Annotated in this window: 25 protein-coding genes; 19 read left to right on the plus strand and 6 right to left on the minus strand. The window is 70.9% G+C overall.

The features are described 5' to 3' along the window. The first annotated feature begins 73 nt into the window (after positions 1–73). From icmA to FHS44_RS08140, 4 genes are all read left to right on the plus strand, one after another. The gene (gene icmA, locus FHS44_RS08125) at positions 74–1,741 is read left to right on the plus strand and encodes a coenzyme B12-dependent isobutyryl-CoA mutase large subunit (protein ID WP_184713216.1); all 1,668 of its coding nucleotides are present in this window, start codon (positions 74–76) and stop codon (positions 1,739–1,741) included. Between the two features lie 89 nt (positions 1,742–1,830). Beyond that, on the plus strand, positions 1,831–2,763 hold the full coding sequence (locus FHS44_RS08130) for a tetratricopeptide repeat protein (RefSeq protein ID WP_184713217.1): 933 nt from the start codon (positions 1,831–1,833) through the stop codon (positions 2,761–2,763). A gap of 80 nt (positions 2,764–2,843) precedes the next feature. Continuing rightward, positions 2,844–3,473, plus strand: coding sequence for a cytidylate kinase-like family protein (locus FHS44_RS08135; protein ID WP_184713218.1), 630 nt, complete (start codon positions 2,844–2,846; stop codon positions 3,471–3,473). 81 nt (positions 3,474–3,554) lie between these two features. Continuing rightward, positions 3,555–4,967 (plus strand): NAD-dependent malic enzyme, encoded by a 1,413-nt coding sequence (locus tag FHS44_RS08140; protein WP_184713494.1) that lies wholly within the window; start codon positions 3,555–3,557, stop codon positions 4,965–4,967. 3 nt (positions 4,968–4,970) lie between these two features. Here FHS44_RS08140 and FHS44_RS08145 read toward each other — a convergent pair whose 3' ends face one another. Continuing rightward, a complete protein-coding gene (locus FHS44_RS08145; protein WP_184713219.1) occupies positions 4,971–5,366 on the minus strand; it encodes a hypothetical protein in 396 nt (131 codons plus the stop codon). A gap of 132 nt (positions 5,367–5,498) precedes the next feature. Between FHS44_RS08145 and FHS44_RS08150 the strand changes: the two genes are divergently transcribed. Further along, positions 5,499–6,077, plus strand: coding sequence for a YqgE/AlgH family protein (locus FHS44_RS08150; RefSeq protein ID WP_184713220.1), 579 nt, complete (start codon positions 5,499–5,501; stop codon positions 6,075–6,077). On the opposite strand, the gene FHS44_RS08155 is transcribed toward FHS44_RS08150, so the two are convergent. Next, positions 6,038–6,709 (minus strand): TetR family transcriptional regulator, encoded by a 672-nt coding sequence (locus FHS44_RS08155; RefSeq protein WP_184713221.1) that lies wholly within the window; start codon positions 6,707–6,709, stop codon positions 6,038–6,040. The two genes, FHS44_RS08150 and FHS44_RS08155, sit on opposite strands and share 40 nt — an antisense overlap. 163 nt (positions 6,710–6,872) lie before the next feature. Between FHS44_RS08155 and FHS44_RS08160 the strand changes: the two genes are divergently transcribed. Next, on the plus strand, positions 6,873–8,465 hold the full coding sequence (locus FHS44_RS08160) for an MFS transporter (protein ID WP_184713222.1): 1,593 nt from the start codon (positions 6,873–6,875) through the stop codon (positions 8,463–8,465). Positions 8,466–8,482: 17 nt separating this feature from the next. On the opposite strand, the gene FHS44_RS08165 is transcribed toward FHS44_RS08160, so the two are convergent. Then, positions 8,483–9,286 carry an MBL fold metallo-hydrolase gene (locus FHS44_RS08165; RefSeq protein WP_246435118.1) on the minus strand — a complete coding sequence of 268 codons (804 nt, stop codon included), beginning with the start codon at positions 9,284–9,286 and terminating at the stop codon, positions 8,483–8,485. A gap of 154 nt (positions 9,287–9,440) precedes the next feature. Between FHS44_RS08165 and FHS44_RS08170 the strand changes: the two genes are divergently transcribed. The 7 genes from FHS44_RS08170 (at position 9,441) to FHS44_RS08195 (ending at position 15,899) form a co-directional block, all read left to right on the plus strand. Further along, positions 9,441–9,701, plus strand: a complete 261-nt coding sequence (locus FHS44_RS08170; RefSeq protein ID WP_184713223.1) for a DUF3039 domain-containing protein — start codon at positions 9,441–9,443, stop codon at positions 9,699–9,701. A gap of 96 nt (positions 9,702–9,797) precedes the next feature. Continuing rightward, positions 9,798–10,712, plus strand: a complete 915-nt coding sequence (locus tag FHS44_RS08175) for a zinc metalloprotease (RefSeq protein ID WP_184713224.1) — start codon at positions 9,798–9,800, stop codon at positions 10,710–10,712. Further along, entirely contained in the window at positions 10,709–12,109 is a 1,401-nt protein-coding gene (locus tag FHS44_RS08180) for an MFS transporter (RefSeq protein ID WP_184713225.1), read from the plus strand. Before FHS44_RS08175 ends, FHS44_RS08180 begins: the two co-directional genes overlap by 4 nt. Before the next feature lie 100 nt (positions 12,110–12,209). Further along, positions 12,210–13,508 (plus strand): hypothetical protein, encoded by a 1,299-nt coding sequence (locus tag FHS44_RS08185; protein WP_184713226.1) that lies wholly within the window; start codon positions 12,210–12,212, stop codon positions 13,506–13,508. A gap of 199 nt (positions 13,509–13,707) precedes the next feature. Next, the gene (locus FHS44_RS08190) at positions 13,708–15,459 is read left to right on the plus strand and encodes a DEAD/DEAH box helicase (protein WP_184713227.1); all 1,752 of its coding nucleotides are present in this window, start codon (positions 13,708–13,710) and stop codon (positions 15,457–15,459) included. Continuing rightward, positions 15,435–15,563, plus strand: coding sequence for a hypothetical protein (locus FHS44_RS41675; RefSeq protein WP_281401274.1), 129 nt, complete (start codon positions 15,435–15,437; stop codon positions 15,561–15,563). The genes FHS44_RS08190 and FHS44_RS41675 overlap by 25 nt, the downstream gene beginning before the upstream one ends. A gap of 45 nt (positions 15,564–15,608) precedes the next feature. Beyond that, positions 15,609–15,899 carry a hypothetical protein gene (locus tag FHS44_RS08195; protein WP_184713228.1) on the plus strand — a complete coding sequence of 97 codons (291 nt, stop codon included), beginning with the start codon at positions 15,609–15,611 and terminating at the stop codon, positions 15,897–15,899. A 73-nt stretch (positions 15,900–15,972) separates the two neighbouring features. Here the strand turns inward: FHS44_RS08195 and FHS44_RS08200 are convergent, their stop codons facing one another. Continuing rightward, positions 15,973–16,542 carry an isochorismatase family protein gene (locus FHS44_RS08200; protein ID WP_184713229.1) on the minus strand — a complete coding sequence of 190 codons (570 nt, stop codon included), beginning with the start codon at positions 16,540–16,542 and terminating at the stop codon, positions 15,973–15,975. A gap of 44 nt (positions 16,543–16,586) precedes the next feature. Then, entirely contained in the window at positions 16,587–17,897 is a 1,311-nt protein-coding gene (locus tag FHS44_RS08205; protein WP_184713496.1) for a nicotinate phosphoribosyltransferase, read from the minus strand. Positions 17,898–17,949: 52 nt separating this feature from the next. On the opposite strand from FHS44_RS08205, the gene clpS reads away from it, so the two are divergent. The 6 genes from clpS to FHS44_RS08235 all read left to right on the plus strand — a co-directional run bounded on the left by clpS (position 17,950) and on the right by FHS44_RS08235 (position 20,906). Further along, on the plus strand, positions 17,950–18,237 hold the full coding sequence (clpS, locus tag FHS44_RS08210) for an ATP-dependent Clp protease adapter ClpS (RefSeq protein ID WP_184713230.1): 288 nt from the start codon (positions 17,950–17,952) through the stop codon (positions 18,235–18,237). Positions 18,238–18,341: 104 nt separating this feature from the next. Further along, positions 18,342–18,866, plus strand: coding sequence for a DUF2017 domain-containing protein (locus FHS44_RS08215; RefSeq protein ID WP_184713231.1), 525 nt, complete (start codon positions 18,342–18,344; stop codon positions 18,864–18,866). A 9-nt stretch (positions 18,867–18,875) separates the two neighbouring features. Then, positions 18,876–19,292, plus strand: coding sequence for a M67 family metallopeptidase (locus FHS44_RS08220; protein ID WP_184713232.1), 417 nt, complete (start codon positions 18,876–18,878; stop codon positions 19,290–19,292). Between the two features lie 61 nt (positions 19,293–19,353). Then, positions 19,354–19,491 carry a hypothetical protein gene (locus FHS44_RS08225; RefSeq protein ID WP_184713233.1) on the plus strand — a complete coding sequence of 46 codons (138 nt, stop codon included), beginning with the start codon at positions 19,354–19,356 and terminating at the stop codon, positions 19,489–19,491. Positions 19,492–19,597: 106 nt separating this feature from the next. After that, a complete protein-coding gene (locus FHS44_RS08230; RefSeq protein WP_184713234.1) occupies positions 19,598–19,876 on the plus strand; it encodes a MoaD/ThiS family protein in 279 nt (92 codons plus the stop codon). Between the two features lie 82 nt (positions 19,877–19,958). Beyond that, positions 19,959–20,906: a PLP-dependent cysteine synthase family protein gene (locus FHS44_RS08235; protein WP_184713235.1), complete on the plus strand. Its 948-nt coding sequence runs from the start codon at positions 19,959–19,961 to the stop codon at positions 20,904–20,906. Positions 20,907–20,951: 45 nt separating this feature from the next. Here the strand turns inward: FHS44_RS08235 and FHS44_RS08240 are convergent, their stop codons facing one another. Further along, positions 20,952–21,866: a hypothetical protein gene (locus FHS44_RS08240; RefSeq protein ID WP_184713236.1), complete on the minus strand. Its 915-nt coding sequence runs from the start codon at positions 21,864–21,866 to the stop codon at positions 20,952–20,954. Positions 21,867–21,908: the final 42 nt, after the last annotated feature.

The following is a 21,908-nucleotide window of genomic DNA, read 5'->3' on the forward strand; positions in this document are numbered from 1 at the left end:
TCCTAGTATCTTTTCGAGGCCACAAGCCATCACGAGAAGCCGAGCCGTACAAGGGCGTTAGAGGGAGTTGGCCATGGACGCCGAGGAGATCGAGGCGGGCAGGGCGCGCTGGCAGGCGCGTTTCGACAGGGCAGCCAAGCGTGATTCCGAGTTCCGGACGCTCTCCGGCCTCGACGTCGCGCCCGTATACGGACCCCAGGAAGACGATCCGCGCTTCGAGCGGATCGGCTGGCCGGGGGAGTACCCCTTCACCCGTGGCCTGCACCCCACCGGCTACCGGGGCAAGGCGTGGACCATCCGGCAGTTCGCCGGGTTCGGCAACGCCAGGCAGACCAACGAGCGTTACAAGATGATCCTCGGCGCGGGCGGCGGCGGCCTCAGCGTCGCCTTCGACATGCCGACGCTGATGGGCCGCGACTCCGACGACCCGCGCTCTCTCGGCGAGGTCGGCCACTGCGGGGTCGCGATCGACTCCGCGCTGGACATGGAACTGCTCTTCGACGACATCCCGCTCGGCGACATCACGACCTCGATGACGATCAGCGGCCCCGCGGTGCCGCTGTTCTGCATGTACGTCGTGGCCGCGGAACGCCAGGGGGTGCCGGTCGGCAGGCTCAACGGGACGCTGCAGACCGACATCTTCAAGGAGTACATCGCCCAGAAGGAGTGGCTGTTCGCCCCCGAGCCGCACCTGCGGCTGATCGGCGACCTGATGGAGTTCTGCGCGACGAACATCCCGGCCTACAAGCCGCTCAGCGTGTCCGGCTACCACATCCGCGAGGCCGGGGCCACGGCCGCGCAGGAGCTGGCCTTCACCCTGGCCGACGGGTTCGGCTACGTCGAGCTCGGCCTGTCCAGGGGACTGGACGTGGACGTCTTCGCCCCCGGCCTGTCGTTCTTCTTCGACGCGCACATCGACTTCTTCGAGGAGATCGCCAAGTTCAGGGCCGCCAGGCGGATCTGGGCGCGGTGGCTGCGCGACGTCTACGGCGCCAAGACGGACAAGGCCCAGTGGCTGCGCTTCCACACCCAGACCGCGGGCGTCTCCCTGACGGCGCAGCAGCCGTACAACAACGTGGTGCGCACCGCGATCGAGGCGCTGGCGGCGGTGCTCGGCGGCACCAACTCGCTGCACACCAACGCCCTCGACGAGGTCCTCGCGCTGCCCTCGCAGAAGGCCGCCGAGATCGCGCTGCGCACCCAGCAGGTGATCATGGAGGAGACCGAGGTCGTCAACGTGGCCGACCCGCTCGGCGGCTCCTGGTACGTGGAGGCGCTGACCGACAGGATCGAGGCCGAGGCCGAGGCGATCTTCGCCAAGGTCAGGGACATGGGCTCCGACGGGTCGATGACGGCCGGGATCCTGCGCGGCATCGAGGACGGCTGGTTCATGTCCGAGATCGCCGAGGCCGCCTTCGACTACCAGCGCAAGCTGGAGAAGGGCGAGAAGCGCATCGTCGGCGTCAACTGCCACACCGCCTCCCTCGACGAGCCGCTGGAGATCCTCAGGATCAGCCACGAGGTCGAGCGCGAACAGAACCGCGTCCTCGCCGAGCGCAGGACGGCCCGTGACGCCCAGGCCGTCGAGCGGACGCTCGCCGCGATGGTCGAGGTGGCCAGGGGAGAGGGCAACCTGATCCCGACCATGCTGGACGCGGTCCGCGCAGAGGCCACCCTCGGCGAGATCTGCGACGCCCTGCGCGACGTGTGGGGCGTCTACACCGAGCCCGCGCGCTTCTGACGGAGACCCCGGGGGCCGGGTCGGCCCCCGGGGTGTTCCCGGCGTGGTGCCGAGTCGGCGTAACCGCCCGGATGCGGCAGGATTGGAGTATGAGCCCAGCGGACTTCAAACGAGCAGGATCGCTCTACGGTGCCGTCGATCTCGGCGCCCGTAAGCAGGCGCTAGACGCGCAGGCGCGCCGGGAGGCCACCGCCCAGGAGACCGGTGGCGTGCCGGCGCCGGTCATCGACGTGGACGACGCCAACTTCACCACGGAGGTCGTCGACCGCTCCATGAACAGCCTCGTGCTGCTGGAGCTCACCGTGACCAGGGCGGAGCAGGCCAGGGAGTACAGCCTGCTGCTGGAGAAGCTGGCCGCGGAGAACGCGGGCCGGTGGACCCTGGCGCGGGTCGACGTCGAGGTCAGCCCGCAGATCGCGCAGGCGCTGCGGGTGCAGAACGTGCCCGCCCTCTACGCCCTCTTCCAGGGCCAGCCGGTCGCCGTCGTCCCGGGCATCGCGACGGAGGCGCAGCTTCGCGACTGGCTCTCGCAACTCCTTGAGGCCCTCGCCCAGTATCTCCCGCCGGTTCCCGAGGGCGGCGAGGCGCAGGAGCAGCCCGCGGAGCCTCCCACCGACCCGGACGTCCTCGCCGCCGAGCAGGCCATCGACGCCGGTGATCTCGACGGCGCGGTGGCCGCCTACGAACGGCTGCTCGCGCGCTCGCCGAACAACGAGGACGCCAGGATCGGCCTCGCGGGCCTCGGCCTGATCAGGCGCACCCAGGACGTCGATCCCGCGGAGGTGCAGCGCCGCCTGTCCGACCCGGCCGACCTCGACGCCCAGCTCCTGGCCGCCGACTTCGAGATGCTCTCCGGCGAGGTGGACGCGGCCTTCGACAGGCTCGTCGCGGTCGTACGGCGCACCTCGGGCGATGACCGTGACCGGGTCAGGACCCACCTGCTCAGCCTGTTCGAGACGCTTCCCGCGGACGACCCGTCGGTCAGCAAGGCCCGCAGGAGCCTGGCCAGCGCCCTGTTCTGACCTTCACAACGGATAGGGAACCACCGTAAAAGCCGTAAAAGCACGTATGGGGACCCCCGGTTTCCGGGCATGAACAGGTCATGCGGGTCGTCACCATCTCCGCGACGTACGGCACCGCCGGAAGCGTCATCGGACCGGCGGTCGCCGGGCGCCTCGGGGTTCCCTTCCTCGACCGGGCGATTCCCGGCACGGTCGCCGTCGAGCTCGGCTGCAGTCTTGAGGACGTCCTGGCGCACGACGACCGGGCAGAGCACGGCCTGGCCAGGCTGCTGGCCGGGGCGATGCGGCTGCCCGCGGCGAGCTTCGGCGGCATGGACATGTACATCCCCGGCGTCATGCCGCTGCCCGCCGAGGACTTCGTCGCCCACACCGAACGGGTGATCAGGCAGATCGCCAGGGAGCAGGGCGGCGTGTTCCTCGGCAGGGCGGGCGCGCTCGTGCTGGCCGACCATCCGGGCGCACTGCACGTACGGCTCGACGGACCGCTCGCCCGCAGGGTCGTGCAGACCGCGACCCTGGGCGAGGTGAGCGAGCGTCAGGCGCGCAGGCTCATCGAGGACAACGACCGGGCGCGGGCCGCCTACGTCCGCCACTTCTACCGTGCGGATTCGGCCTCTCCGACGCTCTACCACCTCGTGCTGGACAGCACGAGCATCCCGGTCGACACGTGCGTCGAGCTGATTGTGACCGCATCGACAGCTCTGAGCTGAGCGACCCCGGCACGGACACCCGCCGGTTGGTGGCACGATGGAGGGACTCCAACCAGTCCCTTCGCGAAGGAGCGGATGACTGTGGCCACCGTGCCGAGCGTGTCTTACTCCATCACCGTGCGCCTTGAGGTGCCCGCAGGAGGAAAGGCCGTCAGCCAGCTCACCCACGCCGTAGAGTCAGCCGGAGGGGTGGTCACCGCTCTCGACGTCACCACCGCCGGACACGAGACCCTGCGCATCGACGTCACCTGCGCCGCGCGTGACACCGACCACGCCCAGGCGATCGTCGACAAGCTGGACGCCGTGGAGGGCGTCGTCATCCACAAGGTCTCCGACCGGACCTTCCTCATGCACCTCGGTGGCAAGATCGAGATGCGCTCCAAGGTGCCGCTGCGCAACCGTGACGAGCTGTCCATGGCCTACACCCCCGGCGTCGCCCGGGTCTCCATGGCCATCGCGCGCAACCCCGAGGACGCCCGGCGGCTGACCATCAAGCGAAACACCGTCGCCGTGGTCACCGACGGCTCCGCGGTGCTCGGCCTGGGCAACATCGGCCCCGCCGCCGCGCTGCCCGTCATGGAGGGCAAGGCCGCCCTCTTCAAGCGCTTCGCCGACATCGACGCCTGGCCGATCTGTCTCGACACCCAGGACGTGGACGAGATCGTCCGCACGGTCCAGGTCATCGCCCCCGGCTTCGGCGGCATCAACCTGGAGGACATCTCGGCGCCGCGCTGCTTCGAGGTCGAGCGGCGGCTGCGGGAACTGCTGGACATCCCGGTCTTCCACGACGACCAGCACGGCACCGCGATCTGCGTGCTGGCCGCGCTCACCAACGCGCTGCGCGTGGTCGGCAAGGAGCTGGGCGAGGTCCGCATCGCGCTGGCCGGTGCCGGAGCGGCCGGTACGGCGGTGCTGCGCCTGCTGCTGGCGGCCGGTGCCCGCAACGTGGTCGTCTGCGACTACCTGGGCGCGGTGCACGGCGGCCGGGACGACCTGGACGACTCGCTGCGCTGGATCGCCGAGCACACCAACGCCGAGGGCTACGCCGGTGACCTGCGGGGCGCGATCAAGGGAGCCGACGTGTTCGTCGGCGTCTCCGCCCCCGGCATCCTCACCGGCGACGACATCGCGACGATGGCCGACGGCGCCGTGGTCTTCGCGCTGGCCAACCCCGAGCCCGAGGTCTCGCCCGACGACGCCCGCGAGCACGCGGCCGTGGTGGCCACCGGCCGTTCCGACTACCCGAACCAGATCAACAACGTGCTGGCCTTCCCCGGCGTCTTCCGCGGTCTGCTCGACGCGCAGGCCAGCGTGGTGAGCCAGGAGATGCTGCTCGCCGCGGCCAGGGCGCTGGCGTCCGTGGTCACCGACGAGGAGCTCGGCCCGAACTACATCATCCCCAGCGTGTTCCACGCCGACGTCTCCACCGCCGTCGCCGCCGCCGTGCGCGAGTCGGCCGGTGGCAGGGCGCGCACCGGCATGACCGAGGCCTGACGCTCAGAGCTCCAGGCCGGGATAGCGGCGGTAGCCGTACGGTGAGCGTCTGGTGTTGATGGGTCGTTGTGGAGTACGGCGCGGCCAGAGCGCGCCGTACCACCACAGCAGGCCGCCGGTGAGCGTCACGCTCCCGGCGGTCGCGGCCCAGACGGGCAGGCTCGCGGCGGGTTCGGTTCCCGCGAGCGGGCCCGTCTCCCAGGGGTGTGGGGCGCCGAGGACGGCCAGGGGCCTGTGGCTTCTCCTGTGCGGCCGGGGTTTGGGGTGGGGTGCCTTGACGCCGTGTTTCGCGGGGGGAGCTTTTGCGTGGTGGGCGGGGAGGGTGCCCGCGGCCAGGAGGAAGGCCAGCGCGAAGAACGCCACGGGCGTCATCGCGGTCAGCCGGCCAACCTGTCGCATTTATCCCCCATTTAATGGGCTATGTACTTAGAGTTCCCCTTTCGCTGCTTTGTGTAACGCAGCGTGATATCCGGAAGATCTGGAGTGGGGGTAGCGCAGCGCGGCGCGCCTTTGACCCTTCATGATGGAGACATGGCGGAGGCGATCTACGTCGGTGGCCTGCTGGTGGCGACGCCGCGGCTCGACGACCCCAACTTCCGGCGGAGCGTGGTCCTCGTCCTGGAGCACGACCTCGACGGCGGCACGCTCGGCGTGGTGCTCAACCGGCCGAGTGACATCTCGGTCACGCAGGTGCTTCCCACCTGGGACGGCATGGTGACCGGCCCGTCGGTGCTGTTCCAGGGAGGGCCGGTGCAGACCGACAGCGCACTGGCCCTGGCCGCCGTCCCGAGCGGCCAGGAACCCCTCGGCTGGCGGCGGCTGCACTCGGGCAACGCCGCGGTCTCCAGGATCGGGACCGTCGATCTGGACGCCCCTCCGGAGATCCTCGCCGGGGAGATCGCCCAGATGCGGATCTTCGCCGGCTACGCGGGGTGGTCGGCGGGGCAGCTTGAGGCCGAGATCGGCCAGGGGGCGTGGTACGTCGTGGACTCCGAGCCCGGAGACACCTTCCACCACGACCCCGGCTCACTGTGGCGGGCGGTGCTGCGCCGCCAGCGCGACGAACTGGCCTACGTGGCGACCTGTCCCGATGATCCCTCGATGAACTGAGGCCGGGCCGAGGGGCGGTCCCAGCCGGGGCGCAGCGCCCCCTCGGCGAGGGCGAGCACCGCCTCAAGGCGCCCGCTGATGGAGCCGGCCGCGAGGATGTCGTCCACCTGGCAGTGCTCGAAGCTCGCCCTGGCCACCGAGACGAACAGCGCGACGACGAAGTGCGTCAGCAGGTCGTCGTCGCCGACGCCCTCGCGCCTGGCGATCTCCTCGGTCAGCCGCTGCTCGTTGCCCATCAGGCGGCGCATGCTCCCGGCGAAGAGAGCCGGGGTGTTCTCGATCAGCTCGCGGGCCTTGAGGAACCTGGCCGTGTCGGCGGGATCGGCCTCCTCCAGCCCGGTGACCACCGCGCGCATGGCGTGGCCGAGGGCGGTGAAGGGCGGCTCCTCCGGCGGGCGCGCGGCCAGCTCGGCGAGCATGACCTCCTGGCCGTCGAGGGGCAGTGAGAGGGCGACGTCCTCCTTGGTCGCGAAGTAGCGGAAGAACGTGCGGGGCGAGACGTCCACCGCGGCCGCGATCTGGTCGACGGTCGTGGCCTCGTAACCCTGCTCGGCGAACAGGTCAAGGGCGGCGTCGATCAGCGCAAGCCGGGTCCTGTGCTTCTTGCGCTCGCGCAGGCCGTACTGACCCATGCGTGTCACCTCTCCGAAACGTGTCGTTCACAGTCTGCCATAAGTCATGGGCTGCCTCATCAAAGGATTTGTCACTTGTCAGCGACTGTCATAAATTACCGGGGGTTGACGCCTCAATCGACACAATGCGGGGCGAAGCGAACTCACGAGGGGACCCCTTCCCATGGCACAAGCCAAGACGGTGGCCGCACCACCACCGTCGGACCTGGGCACGACACGACAGGGCCACCCATGGCTCACCCTGCTGTCGGTGTCACTCGGCGTGATCATGGTGATGCTGGACGGCACCGTCGTCTCCATCGCCAACCCGGTGATCGCCCAGGACCTCAAGGCATCTCTGTCCGACCTGCAGTGGGTGACCAGCGGTTACCTGCTCGCGCTCGCCGTGTTCCTGATCACCGCGGGGAAACTGGGTGACCTGTTCGGACACAAGCGAATCTTCCTGATCGGCGTCGCGGGCTTCGCGCTCAGCTCGCTCGCGATCGGCCTCAGCTCCTCCGTCGGCATGCTGATCGGGCTGCGCGTGCTCCAGGGCCTGTTCGGCGCGCTGCTGCAGCCCGCCGCCCTCGCGCTGCTGCGGGTGGCCTTCCCCGGTGAGCGCCTGAAGACGGCGATGGGTGCCTGGGGCGGCATCATCGGCCTGTCCAGCGCCGCGGGCCCGATCGTCGGCGGCCTGCTGGTCGAGAACGTCAGCTGGCAGTCGGTCTTCTTCATCAACGTCCCGGTGGGCATCGCCGCGCTGGCCATGGGCCTGTGGGTGCTGACCGAGAGCCGGGCGCGGACCCTGTCGAAGGTCGACTGGGTGGGCGTCGTGCTGCTGTCCGCCGCGATGTTCTCCCTGGTCTGGGCGATCATCCAGGCCCCCACCTGGGGCTGGGGCGACATGCGCACCATCGGCTTCCTGGCCGCGGCCGTGGTGGTCGGGGCGGCGTTCCTGTGGTGGCAGACCCGTTCGGCCGAGCCGCTGCTGCCGCTCAGCCTCTTCTCCAACGCCTCGGTCTCCATCGGCACCGGCCTGATGATGCTCGTCGCGTTCTCCATGTTCGGCGCGATGTTCTTCCTCACGTTCTTCTTCCAGGGCGTGCACGGCCTCTCGCCCCTTGAGTCGGGTATGCGGATGCTCCCGATGAGCGCGGGAATGATCGTCGCCTCACCGCTGGCCGCCGTGCTCATCGGCAAGTTCGGCACCAAGATCACGATCACGGGTGGCATGCTGATCACCGGGGTGGCGATGTTCCTGCTGTCCCGGCTCAGTCTCGACGCGGCCTTCATCGACAGTGGTATCCCGTTCGCCCTGCTCGCCTTCGGCCTCTCGCCGGTCTTCGTCGGCGCCACCGAGATCATCGTCGGCAACGCCCCCGAGGACCTCAGCGGCGTCGCGGGCGGCGTCCAGCAGTCGGCCATGCAGGTCGGCGGCGCGCTCGGCACCGCCATCCTCGGCGCGATCGTCTCGGCCAGGGTCGCGGACGTCTACCAGGGCCACTGGGAACAGGCCAAACTTCCCGCGCTGCCCCCGCAGCAGGTCGAGGGACTGCAGCAACTGGCCACCTTCGGCGGGGCACCGACCGCCCAGATGATGCCCAACGTGCCCGAACCGGTCGTGCAGGCCATCGCCAAGGTCTCCCACCTGTCCTTCCTGGACGGCATGCACCTGGGCTTCACGGTCAGCACGGGCGTCGCGGTGCTGGCCGCCGTGCTCGCGCTGTTCGTCAAGGCGGGCCGCAAGAGTGAAGACGCGCCCGTCCACATGGGCTGATCCCGTACGGCCCCGCCTCAGATGCGTGGGCGGGGCCGTACCGGCAACGTGTGGGTCTCGCCACGGGTGAGGACGTGCACGCGGTCGGCCAGGCCCGCGCGCTCGGCGTGGCGCAGGAAGTCCTCAAGCGGCGAGGTGAAGACGGGATAGTCGTCGTGGTGCACCGGCAGGACGATCTTCGGGTCGATCAGCCGGGTCCAGCGCGCGCCCTGCTCGCCGTCCATGCTGACCTTCAGCAGCCCCAGGAGCTTCGTGCCGCCCAGGTGCACGATGGCCACGTCCACCTCGGGGAAGCGCCTGGGGATCGCGGAAAGCGAGCGGTCCATCACCGTGTCACCGCTGATGAGCAGCCGCAGGTCCACCCGCTCGTCGGCGCCGGAGAACTCCAGCATGCTGCCCATGACGGGCGCCGCGTGCTTCGCGGGCAGCGCGGTGATCCGTACCGAACTGTCCCCGTGGTGCAGTTCGTGGTCGTGCCAGGTGGTCAGGCCGACGGCCCGGCCGAAGCCCTGGCGCCTGAGACGCCGGGCCGCGTGCGGAGTCGTGACGATCGGGACGTTCCTGTCCAGTCCCGCGCGGGCGACCCGGTCCCAGTGGTCGCCGTGCGTGTGCGACAGCACCACCCCGTCCAGCGGCGGAAGCTCCCCGACGTCGAGGGCGGGCTCGGTGAGCCGCCTGGAGGACAGGCCGTAGCCGAGATAGGCCCGTTGGCCACGGTGCAGGAAGTTGGGGTCGGTCAGCAGGGTCAGACCGTTGTAACGGATCAGCGTGGTCGCGGTACCGACGAAGAGCACGCTCGCCCCGTGGTGGTCGGGCATCATGGCCTCCCTTCCTGTTTTCCGGGCCTGAAGCATCCGGACTGCCCTTCCCTGTTTGGGGCGGTTCATGCAGACTCCACGCCCCGGAGGGGGTCTTTGGGAGAAACGGGGTGCGCCGGATCCTGGATCGCGGCAACCCGGGCATAAAATCGTCAGGGTGAGCACGAAAATTCTCCCTGAGACTGAGAGCGACATCCGTCCCGATCTCTCGTTCGGTGACGGCGACCACGAGCGGTTCGCCCACTACGTCGAGAAAGACAAGATCATGGAGAGCGCGTTCACCGGCACCCCGGTGCGCGCGATCTGCGGCAAGATCTGGGTGCCGAACCGGGACCCGCAGAAGTTCCCGGTCTGCCCCGAGTGCAAGGAGATCTACGAGGGTCTCCCGAAGGGCGAGGACAACAGCGGCGACGAGTGAGTGTTGCTGATGGGTGATCGCCGCCGTTGAGGTTACGGTCGGGATGTCACCGCCTGGCGGTTGACGGCCAGCGAACGTGACATCTCGGGGGAGTGCATGGCTCGGCGTGCGATCGCCGTCGTCTCGGCGTGCCTGTTCACCGCGGGCGCCCTGCCCGGACTCCCCGCCGCGGCGGCAGCCGTGGGCGCGCGGAGCTGTACGGCGGGCACACGGGGAGCGCTCCCAGGCCGGGGGGCCGAGCCGTACGCCCCGGGGCCGACGCAGGTCGCCGAGATGCTCGCCGACCTCGCGCAGCGCCGGTCGAGGGCGCGGCGCGTCCCCGTCACGGCCATCACCGTCCCCACCTGGGTGCACGTCATCGCCGACGGCGCCCTCGGGGCGCAGGACGGCGCGGTGCGCGCGCAGGTCGCCGCCCTCAACTCCGCCTACGGAGGCCGGTACGGCGGCGCGGACACCGGGGTCCGCTTCCGGCTCGAAGGCATCACCAGGACCGACAACCCGGCCTGGTTCCGCAGCCCGCTCGCCTACGAACGGCCGATCAAGCAGCTGCGCAGGGGCGGTCCGGAGACCCTCAACCTCTACGTCGCCCAGCTCGGCCAGCTCGTGCTCGGCTACTCGACCTATCCCCACTGGTATCGCAACGAGCCCCAGCTCGACGGCGTCGTCGTGGACTGGCGGACGCTGCCCGGGGGCTCGCTGCGCAACTTCGACCGGGGGTTCACCGCGGTCCACGAGATCGGCCACTGGATGGGCCTGCTGCACACCTTCGAGAACGGCTGCGAGGCGCCGGGGGACGCGGTCGACGACACCCCGCCCGAGGGCCAGCCGACCGAGGGCTGTCCCGTGACCAAGGACACCTGCAAGGGCGGCGGGCCCGACCCGATCCACAACTTCATGGACTACGCCCAGGATCGCTGCATGTCGGAGTTCACCGCGGGACAGGCTGTCCGGATGCATGAGATATGGGCGCTTTACCGCGGTCGTGAGGCGGCCACTACCCTTGACGGGTGACAGTACCGAAGACCCTTGACGCTCCATACCAGTCCCCCCGGATCTTCGGTCCGGAATACCGCACGGCCTCCCTCGGAATCCTGCTCGTCGTCACCCTGATCGCCTTCGAGGGCATGTCCGTCGGCGCCGTCATGCCCGCGGTCTCCAAGGACCTCGACGCGCTCGACCTGTACGGGATGAGTTTCTCGGTCTTCCTCATCGCGGGCCTGTTCGCCAACGTCGTCTCCGGGCTGTGGTCCGACCGCAGGGGCCACGCCTGGCCGTTCCTGCTCGGGGTCGGCCTGTTCGTGGCCGGTATGGCCCTGGCGGGCGCCGCGGGCTCCAAGGAGGTCTTCATCGCGGCGCGGGCCGTGCAGGGGCTCGGCGGCGGGGCCGTCATCGTGGCGGTCTACGTGATGATCGCGCGGGTGTACGTGCCCGAGGCCAGGCCCAAGGTCTTCGCGGCGCTGTCGGCCGCCTGGGTGCTGCCCGCGCTGGTCGGCCCCGGTCTCGGTGGGATCGTCGCCGAGACGGTCGGCTGGCGCTGGGTCTTCTACGGCATCGTGCCGCTGGTCGTGCCCGCCCTGCTGATGCTCCTGCCCGCGCTGCGCCCGCGTGAGTCCGACGCCGGTTCCGAGCCAGGCCCCTCCGGCTCGGGGGAGCGGTCGAGGCCGCTGGCGATGACCCTGGCCGCCACCGCGACCGCCGCGGGCGCGGGTGCGCTCCTGTACGGCGTGGACCGCCTGCACCTGACCCCGGTGACCGGCTGGAGCGCCACCGTGGCCGGTCTGGTCCTGCTGGGCGCGGGCCTGCCCAGGCTGCTGCCGCGCCGGGCGCTGCTGTTCGGCCGGGGTCTGTCGACCACGGTGATGATGCGCGGGGTGCTCTCCGCGGCCTTCTTCGGGATCAACTCCTTCATCCCGCTGATGCTCACCCAGGTGCGCGGCTTCTCGGTGATCGAGGCGGGAGCCGCGCTCACCATCGGCGCGCTCGGCTGGACGACCGGCTCCTACCTGCAGGCCAGGCGCGAGTTCGACCGCCCCCGTCTCGTACGGCTCGGCGCCGCCTCGGTCACCGCGGGCATCCTGCTCACCCTGCTCGCGCTGGTGCCCGGGGTGACCGGCTGGGTCGCGGTGCCCGCCTGGGTGGTCGCGGGGTTCGGCATGGGCATCGCCATGACCAGCGTCAACGTCACCACCATGCGCCAGTCGCCCGACGCGGAGCAGGGCGCCAACTCCGCCGCCCTCCAGGTCGTGGACACCCTCGGCAGCGCCCTCACGATCGGCTTCGGCGGGGTGCTGATCAACGTGATCGGCCACGACGACATCGCCACCGGGTACATCACGATCGCCGCCCTGATGGCGGCGGTCGGGCTGCTGGGAGTGGCCGTCGCGGGCCGGATGCGGGAGGCCGCCTGAGCCGGACGTTTTCCCTGTGACGACGATCACCTATAGCCGGACCGGGTAAGGACGGGCATGGTAGGACGGTAGGACCGTGACCACCGGGAGGGCAGGCGTCGTGGACGAACGACCTCGCCAGGCGTGGCCGCCGGAGCGCCCCGCCGTGGACGCCCCCGGCGAACCCCACGCGCCGCAGGGCACGCCGCGCCGCGCGCGCCGCGGGAGCGCCCCCTACGCGCCCCCCTACGGGGCCCCCAGGACCCGCGTCTACGCCGCCCCCACCTGTGACCCTCCCGACGAGCCCCGCGAGACCGAGACGCCCTCCGAGGCGGGCTCCGGGACGGGGCCGCCGGGGCTGTCCGGGGTGCCCGGGTCGTTCGGCCACGCCGGTGCGGGACCCGAGGACGGGGACCACCTGGTGTGGTCGCCCGTGCAGGACCCGCACGGGACACGGCCGCCTGAGGGGCACGCCCAGCACCGGGCCTCGATGTGGGACCCCACGGAGCCCACCGAGCCCGAGCCGCCGGAGAAGCCCGTGGACGGCGCCGGGTCCGGCTGGGTCTCCGAGGAGACCGACGAAGGAGACCTGCGGGGCTGGACCTCCGAGGAGTTCCGGGGCGAGACCCCCCACCCCTGGGCGTTCTGGAGGCGCGGACGGGCACGGCGCCAGGGCAGGGCGCGGCGGGAGGAGGGCATCTGGCCCGAGGAGTCGGTCTGGGAGGTCCACCGCCCCTGGCCGCTCAGCGACGACGACTCCCCCCAGGACGAGCTGCCGCCCTCGGCCCGCTGGTACGGCTCGCCGGTGGCCCCGCCGCCCAGCAGGGCCGGACGGCTGCGGCGCCTGCTCGTCGGGACGGTCGCGGCGATCGCCGGGCTCGCGGTCGGCTTCGCCGTCGCCGTGCTGCTCCCCCCGCTCCTGCTGCGGCAGGTCCCCGCCGACGCCAAGGCCGCCTCCAGGCCCGCCGTGGTGAGCGACCCCGTCGCGGGCGTGACGTACCCCCTGCCCTCCGGCTGGCGGGTCGGTGCGGTGCCGCCGGTCACCGGGTTCACCTCCATCGCGGGCGGCGAGGGCGGCGAGGGCGGCGAGGGCACAGTGACGGTCATGACCGGGCCCGCCGAGCCCGGCGACGACCTCGCCGGGACGGCCGCCGACCTGGCCGACCTGTACGGCAGGCTGCTGCTCCACGGCGACAAGGTCAAGGTCGTCGAGGACAGGGCGGTCACCGTCGGCGGGCGGAGCGGACGCAGCCGGTCCCTGCGCGCCGAGTACCACGACGTCGTCAACCGGCCCGCCTACCTCAGACTGGTCCTGCTCACCGGCAAGGGCGGACGGCCCGTCGTCGTGGTCGGCGTCGCCCAGCCCGACGATCCGCGCCTTCGCGGCGTGATCGACAAGGTGATCTCCGAACTCCGTTAGGACCGGGGCGTCAGGGCGTGACGGCGGGTGGGGGAGCGGCCGGTTGGCGCCGGGGAGGGGCGTGGGCGGGGCGGCGGGGGGCGGCCGGGTGGCGCGCCGTATCCGGATGCGAAGGCCCTTAGCACGCGGAGACGACCTTGACGAGGATCTCGCCCGATCGGCACGTCTTGACGGTGACGGCGATTACCCTGATGACACTGTGAGCACTTTCGCCGCCTCCCACCTGTCCCCCTCGTTTCCGGACCGTGCCGCCTGGGGCACCGCGCCGAAGCTGCGCGCGTGGCAGCAGGAGGCGCTTGACCTGTACCTCAGCCGTGAGCCGCGTGACTTTCTCGCGGTCGCCACGCCGGGTGCGGGCAAGACCACCTTCGCGCTGCGCATCGTCAGTGAGCTGCTCTCGCGGGGGATCATCCGGGCTGTGACGATCGTCACACCGACCGAGCATCTCAAGCAACAGTGGGCCGACGCCGCCTCCCGGGTCGGCATCGCCATCGACCCCGAGTTCAAGAACAGCCAGGGGGCGACCTCCCGCGACTACCTCGGGGTCGCCGTCACCTACGCCCAGATCTCGATGCACCCGGCGCTGCACCGCGCCAGGACCGAGGCGCGCAAGACCCTGGTCATCTTCGACGAGATCCACCACGCCGGTGACGCGAAGTCCTGGGGTGACGGCGTGCGCGAGGCGTTCGAGCCCGCGACCAGGCGCCTGGCCCTGACGGGCACCCCGTTCAGGTCCGACATCAACCCGATCCCGTTCGTCACCTACGCCGAGGACGGCGAGGGCGTACGGCGCAGCGTCTCCGACTACTCCTACGGCTACGGCCCGGCCCTGGCCGACGGCGTCGTCCGGCCGGTGATCTTCCTGGCCTACTCGGGGGAGATGCGCTGGCGGACCCGCGCGGGCGACGAGATCGCCGCGACGCTGGGCACGCCGCTGACCAAGGACCAGCTCGGCCAGGCGTGGAAGGCGGCCCTCGACCCCAAGGGCGACTGGATCCGGCAGGTGCTGCACGCCGCCGACCGGCGCCTGACCGAGGTGCGCAGGGGCGTTCCCGACGCCGGGGGCCTGGTCATCGCGACCGACCACGAGACGGCCCGCGCCTACGCCAGGCACATCCGCACGATCACCGGGGAGGGCGCCACGGTCGTGCTCTCCGACGACCCCGAGGCCTCCAAGAAGATCAAGCAGTTCTCGGCCTCCCAGGACCGCTGGCTGGTCGCGGTGCGGATGGTCTCCGAGGGCGTGGACATCCCGCGCCTGGCCGTCGGCGTCTACGCGACCAGCACCTCCACGCCGCTGTTCTTCGCCCAGGCCGTCGGCCGTTTCGTGCGGGCGCGCAAACGCGGTGAGACGGCCTCGGTCTTCCTGCCCTCGGTGCCGACCCTGATGGGGCTGGCCGGGGAGATGGAGGCCGAGCGCGACCACGTCCTCGACCGCAAGCCGCCCGAGGACGGCCTGGACGACTCCCTGCTTGAGGACGCCCAGCGCAAGAAGGACAACCCCGACGTCGTCGGCGACGAGCTGCCCTTCGAGACGCTTGAGGCGGTCGCGACCTTCGACCGGGTCCTCTTCGACGGCGGTGAGTTCGGCACCGGCGCCGAACCCGGCTCCCCCGAGGAGGAGGACTTCATCGGCCTGCCCGGCCTGCTGGAGCCCGACCAGGTGCGCACGCTGCTGAGCAAGCGGCAGTCCGACCAGCTGAAGGCCAAGCGTGCCGCTCCCGAGCCCAAGGAGCCGCAGGTCGCTCCGCACGAGCTCATCGCCAACCTGCGCCGCGAGCTCAACGGCCTGGTCGGCGCCTGGAACCACCGCACCGGCCAGCCCCACGGCGTCATCCACGCCGAGCTGCGCAGGGCCTGCGGCGGCCCGGCTATCGCGCAGGCGACCGCCGAGCAGGTCCAGGAACGGATCGGCAAGATCCGCCAGTGGGCCACGCAGCGATCACGCTGACCAGCGTCAGACGGCAGGGCGCGGACGCCCTCCTCGCGGCCCTCAGGGGTCCCGCGGGCCTCTTCGGGGAGGCCGGCTTCGGGGAGGCCGAGGGGGCCGGGTAGGTCGCCGAGGAGGGCAGCGGCGTCGGCGAGGGCCAGCCGGGCGGCGTGAACGGGGAGACGGGCGGGACGGGCGACGGCGCCGAGGATGGCGTCGAGGGTGTGGCGGACAGGGCGGCGGGGCGTTCGAGCGGGATCGACGGCCTGCCCAGGGAGGGGCCGCTGACCAGGAACGTGGTCGCCTCAAGGCCGACCAGCGCGAACGCGCCCCCGACCCGGGCCGAGCCACGGCCCCGCATCACCAGCCACAGGCCGAGCGGAGCCAGGACGAGCCACGAGAAGCCGAGCAGGAGCATGGGAGATCACCACCGGATGTCACGGGGATACGACTCTCCGTAACTACTCCTGTCGCGCCGGGCGGCGGTGGCCTTTGGCCTCTCTATGACCCGTCTGTGGGCGCAAACGGGAGGCGTCAGGGGAGCACGGGTTCGCCGGTGAGGACGGCCCCCGAGGCCCTGAGCTGGTCGAGGGCCGCCTCGGTCGTCTGCCTGGCGACTCCCGCGGTCAGATCCAGCAGCACCCGTACGGCCAGCCCCTCGCGGGCCGCGTCGAGGGCGGTGGCGCGCACGCAGTGGTCGGTGGCGATGCCCACGACGTCGACCGCGTCGACCCCCCTTGCGGCCAGCCAGTCGGCCAGGCTCGTGCCGTCGGCGGCGCTGCCCTCGAAACCGCTGTAGGCGGCGGCGTGGGCGCCCTTGCTGAACACCTCCTCGACCTTGGCGGTGTCGAAGGCGGGGTGGAAGTCGGCGCCGGGGGTCCCCACCACGCAGTGCACGGGCCAGGAGTTCACGTAGTCGGGGGCCGCGGAGAAGTGGTCACCGGGATCGACGTGGAAGTCACGGGTGGCCACGACGTGGTCGTAGTCGTGCGAGGCGGCGTGCCGGGAGATGGCGGCGGCGACCTCGGCGCCGCCGCCGACCGCGAGGCTGCCGCCCTCGCAGAAGTCGTTCTGGACATCGACGATGATCAGCGCGGTTGCCATGGGGCCAGTCAAACACGTCCGCCGCCGTGCCCGACAGGCCGGGTTCACTCGTCGAAGACGGTCGGGATGGCCTCGTAGCCCCTGGCGAGCTGACGGGCCGTGGCGGGCAGCTCGGCGACGGAGCGCCGGTGCCGCTCCCTGGCGGCCTCAAGCGGCTCGGCGCCCACGATCTCCCCGCCGCGCACCAGCTCCGCCTGCAGCGGGCGGATGCCGCCGGGCCGGTCGCCTTCGGGCCGGACGCCTTCGGGCCGGTCACCGGAGACGGTCACCAGCTCGGCCTCGGCGGTGCCCGACCCGTCCAGCCTCCTGAAGGCGTACTTGCGGCCGCCCCGGCTCGGCTTGCCGACCGACCGCTTGGCCACCGGGCGCATGACGCCCTCCTCGTCCTGCCTGGCCACGAGCTTGTAGACCAGGGCCGCAGTCGGCGCCCCCGAGCCGGTGACCAGCGAGGTGCCGACGCCGTAGCCGTCCACGGGGGCGGCGGCCAGCGCGGCGATGGTGTACTCGTCGAGGTCGCTGGTGACGATGATCCGGGTCTTGTGGGCGCCCAGTTCGTCGAGCTGGGCGCGGACCGCGTAGGCGACCTCGGCCAGGTCGCCCGAGTCGAGGCGGACCGCCCCCAGGTCGGGTCCCGCAAGCTCGACACCGGTCCGTACGGCCTCGGCCACGTCGTAGGTGTCGACCAGCAGGGTGGTTCCGGCGCCGAGGGAGTCGATCTGGGCCTGGAAGGCCGCCTTCTCCGAGTCGTGGAGCAGCGTGAAGGCGTGGGCGGCGGTCCCCGCGGTCGGCACGCCGTACAGGTGGCCCGCCATGAGGTTGGAGGAGGAGCCGAACCCGCTCAGGTAGGCGGCCCGCGCGGCGGCGACGGCGGCCATCTCGTGGGTGCGCCGCGAGCCCATCTCGATGATCGGCCGCGACCCGGCGGCGTGGACCATGCGGGAGGCGGCGGAGGCGATCGCGCAGTCGTGGTTGAGGATCGACAGGATCACGGTCTCCAGGAGGACGGCCTCGGCGAAGGTGCCCTCGACGGTCAGGATGGGGGAGCCGGGGAAGTAGCACTCGCCCTCGCGGTAGCCGTACACGTCGCCGGAGAAGCGGTAGCCGGACAGGAACTCCAGCGTGGGCTCGTCCACCACCCGGTTCTCCCGCAGGAAGGCCAGCTCCCGCTCGCCGAAGCGGAAGTCGCGCAGCGCGTCGAGCAGGCGCCCGGTGCCCGCGACCACCCCGTAGCGCCGTCCGTCGGGTAGGTGCCTGGCGAACACCTCGAACGTCGCCTTCCGGAAGGCGACCCCGCCGCGCAGCGCCGCCTGCAGCATCGTCAACTCGTAGTGATCTGTCAGCAGCGCGCTGCTCATGCTCGTACTCACGAGTCGAAGACTAAGCCCGAGTTAGGGCAGACTGGTGTACGTGGGTAGCACTGCTCCAATGGAGGTTGAGCGTCCGTCGATCGACGTGCGACCCGATCGGCCATGGTTGACGATCGTCTGGAACGACCCGGTCAACCTGATGTCCTATGTCACCTATGTCTTCCAGTCCGTCTTCGGTTACTCCAAGGAGAAGGCGGAGAAGCTGATGCTGGACGTGCACCACAAGGGCAAGGCGGTGGTGTCGAGCGGCACGCGCGAGGAGATGGAACGCGACGTGCAGATCATGCACTCCTACGGGCTGTGGGCCACCCTGCAGCAGGACTCGTGAGTGCGGCCGTCCGACGGCTCCAGGTGACCAGCCCCGACGGTGTCGGGGTGTGTGAGGATGCCCGGGTACCCCTCGGCGGGACGAGTGAAAGTGGTGAGCGAACGGTGAGTTCCGGATTCAGCCGGGGCCGTGAGGGCGGGGTCGTCACGACCTTCGACGAGGCCGAGGTCTCCATCCTGAGATCGCTGGCCTCCCACACGCTGGACCTGGTCGAACCGGGCGAGACGGGGGACGACCCGCTTGAGCGCGCGCTGGGCATCGGCCCCTCGGAGAAGCCGGACGACCCGGTGCTCGCCAGGCTCTTCCCCTCGGCCTACGAGGACACGGAGCAGGCGGCCGACTTCCGCCGCTACACCGAGACGACCCTGCGCGAGGGCAAGCGGGCCGACGCCAAGATCGTGCTCGACAGCGTCGAGCACGGCCACGTCGAACTCACCAAGGAGCAGGCGCAGGCCTGGATGCGCGCCCTGAACGACATCCGGCTGGTCCTCGGCACCCGGCTTGAGGTGACCGAGGAGGTCCACGACGAGCTGGCCGGGATGCGTGAGGATGACCCCCGTTATCCGGTCCTCGTCCTGTACGACTGGCTGACCTACCTCCAGGAGACCCTGGTCCACGCCCTTTGGTAACTTCCAGACATGCTCACGATCTCGCGGGAACTGGTTGACAAGATCATCGCGCATGCGCGGGCCGACCATCCGGACGAGGCCTGCGGCGTGATCGCCGGGCCGATCGGCGCGGACTCCCCGCGGCGGTTCGTCGCGATGGCCAACGCCGAGCGGTCGCCGACGTTCTACCGCTTCGACTCGCTGGAGCAGCTACGCGTCTGGCGCGAGATGGACGACCTCGACGAGGAGCCGGTGGTCATCTACCACTCCCACACCTCGACCGAGGCCTACCCCTCGCGCACCGACATCAGCTACGCCTCGGAGCCCAACGCCCACTACGTGCTGGTCTCCACCCGCGAGGAGCTGGGGGAGGAGGCCGAGTTCCGGTCGTACCGCATCCTTGAGGGCGTGGTGACGGAGGAAGAGGTCAAGATCGTCCCAGCGTGACCGGCGTTTCCGGGGGTGACACGGCCGTGGGGAGGAAAAGCCCGTTGGGTAGACTGCGGTCATGATGACCGCCGACCCGAGCCAGGAGGACGTCGTGCTCTCACGTCCCGGTGCGTGGGCCAGGCACGCGGGTCTCGCGCCCGTGCAGAACTTCCTGTTCGCGCACACCCCCTCCGTCGTCGTCTACGACTGTCGCTGAAGACAGTTCCGGAGCTCCCTCCGGAATCCCCCCGTGCCCGCCGGTGTTCCGAACCGGTGGACGCCCTCCCCGACGACAGCAGACGACACAAGGAGACTGACCCGCGATGGCCATCGAGGTTCGCATTCCGACCATCCTGCGCACCTTCACCGACGGTGCCAAGGCCGTTGACGCCAAGGGCGCGACGCTGGAGGAGCTGATCGGCGACCTGGACTCCCGGCACCCCGGGCTGAAGGACCGCCTGGTCGACAAGGGCGCGCTGCGCCGTTTCGTGAACGTCTACCTCAACGACGAGGACGTCCGCTTCCTGGGCGGTCTGGAGACCCCCGTCGCCGACGGCGACACGGTCACCGTTCTTCCGGCCGTGGCCGGCGGCTCCCGGTAGCGGTGTACGGGCCACCATCGGGACCGGTGGTGGCCCACGCCGATGTTTCTGGTTTGTTAACACGAGGCGGAAGCCCTACACCATGCGCTTTGACTCACTGATCGACTCGGTCGGCCGGACCCCCCTGGTCGGCCTGCCCCGACTCTCCCCCTCACAGGACGTGCGGATCTGGGCCAAGCTTGAGGACCGCAATCCGACGGGCTCGATCAAGGACCGCCCGGCGCTGTGGATGATCGAGCAGGCCGAGAAGGACGGGCTGCTGCGGCCCGGCTGCACGATCCTCGAACCCACCAGTGGCAACACGGGCATCTCACTGGCGATGTCCGCCAGGCTCAAGGGCTACCGGCTGATCTGCGTGATGCCGGAGAACACCTCGGACGAGCGTCGTCAGCTCCTGCGGATGTGGGGAGCGGAGATCATCTCCTCCCCGGCCGCCGGTGGCTCCAACGAGGCCGTACGGGTCGCCAAGGGCCTGGCGGCGGAGAACCCCGAGTGGGTGATGCTCTACCAGTACGGCAACCCGGCCAACTGGCGCTCCCACTACGAGTCGACGGGACCGGAGATCCTTGAGGACCTGCCGTCCGTCACCCACTTCGTCGCGGGCCTCGGCACCACCGGCACCCTGATGGGCGTCGGCCGCTTCCTGCGCGAGCGCGTCCCCGACGTGAAGATCGTGGCCGCCGAGCCGCGTTACGGCGAGCTGGTGTACGGCCTGCGCAACGTGGACGAGGGGTTCATCCCCGAGCTCTACGACCCCGACGTCCTGACCACCCGCTACTCCGTCTCCTCGGGGGACGCGCTGCGGCGGACCAGGGAGCTGCTCTCGACCGAGGGCATCTTCGCGGGCGTCTCGACCGGTGCCGCCCTGCACGGGGCGCTGGGCATGGCGACCAAGGCCGTCAAGGCGGGTGAGCGCGCGGACATCGTGTTCGTGGTGGCCGACGGCGGCTGGAAGTACCTCTCGACCGGAGCCTACGAAGGCACCCTGGACGAGGCCGAGGAACGCCTCGAAGGCCAGCTCTGGGCCTGATCCCGGTGGACCCTCCCGGCAGGCCCGGCCTGCCGGGAGGGTCGCCTAGCGGGCGTGGGGCGAGACCGCTCTGATGAGTTCGCGGACGGGGGCGTCGGCGTCGGCCTGGAGCAGGCCGTTGTTCACCGTGGGGGAGCAGCCCGGCACGACCGTGACGGTCGCGTCGGGGCCGTCCGGGTAGTGGAACAGCAGGGTGAAGGGCTTCCCGCCGGGGTTCGAGGTCTGCTGGCACGTGTTGTCGCCGGGCCGGGTTTCCAGGGAGTTCAGCGCCCTGGCCAGGCCCTGCGCGGCCCTGGCGTCGTGCTCCCGCCGTACGGGAGGCGTGTCGGGCCGGTTGGGCTGCCCGCAGGCCAGGACCGAGACGGGTTCTTCGGGCACCATCCGCTCGTTCTGCCCCCTGCGGCCGGTGAACCGCCCCTGGCAGGGGTCGGCGGGCCGTACGGGACGCCAGGTGCCCGTGCGGTAGGCGGCGGTGATGTCCGGGCCGACGTAGGAGGAGCTGCTGACGGTGCCGTTGGTGGTCGTCACGCAGGAGTTGACCTCCTCGGCGGTGCCCAGCCACAGGACCTTCCCGTCGTCGTAGACGAAGCGGACGAGGTAGTTGGTCATCGCGCCGCCCATCAGCGTGCACGGCCCCGGCTGCGCCTTCTCGGCGGCCGGGAGGTAGTCCAGGTCGTGGGCCATCGCCGCGGCGCCGTCCGTCAGGGACCTGGACCCGGACAGCCGCTCGCCGCCCGGGCGTGTGTTGTCCCCGGGATAGGCGCAGATCATCGCCGAGACCGGCCTTCCCGGCACGAGTGACCTGTCGGCCCCGTCGAGGCCGGAGGAGCCGGGCACCCAGCCACCGGGGGCGTCGCCACCCCAGCGCTGCGGACACGACGGCGGGGGCGGGCTCGCGGCCGGGCGTGAGACCAGTACGGCCGTGGCGCATCCGGTGGCGGCCAGGGCGATCGCGATCACGGGGAGAGGCTTCACGAGGATGACACGTGGGTGCGGGGGGGA

This window comes from Streptosporangium saharense (assembly GCF_014203715.1).
GTDB classification, from domain to species: Bacteria; Actinomycetota; Actinomycetes; order Streptosporangiales; family Streptosporangiaceae; genus Streptosporangium; species Streptosporangium saharense.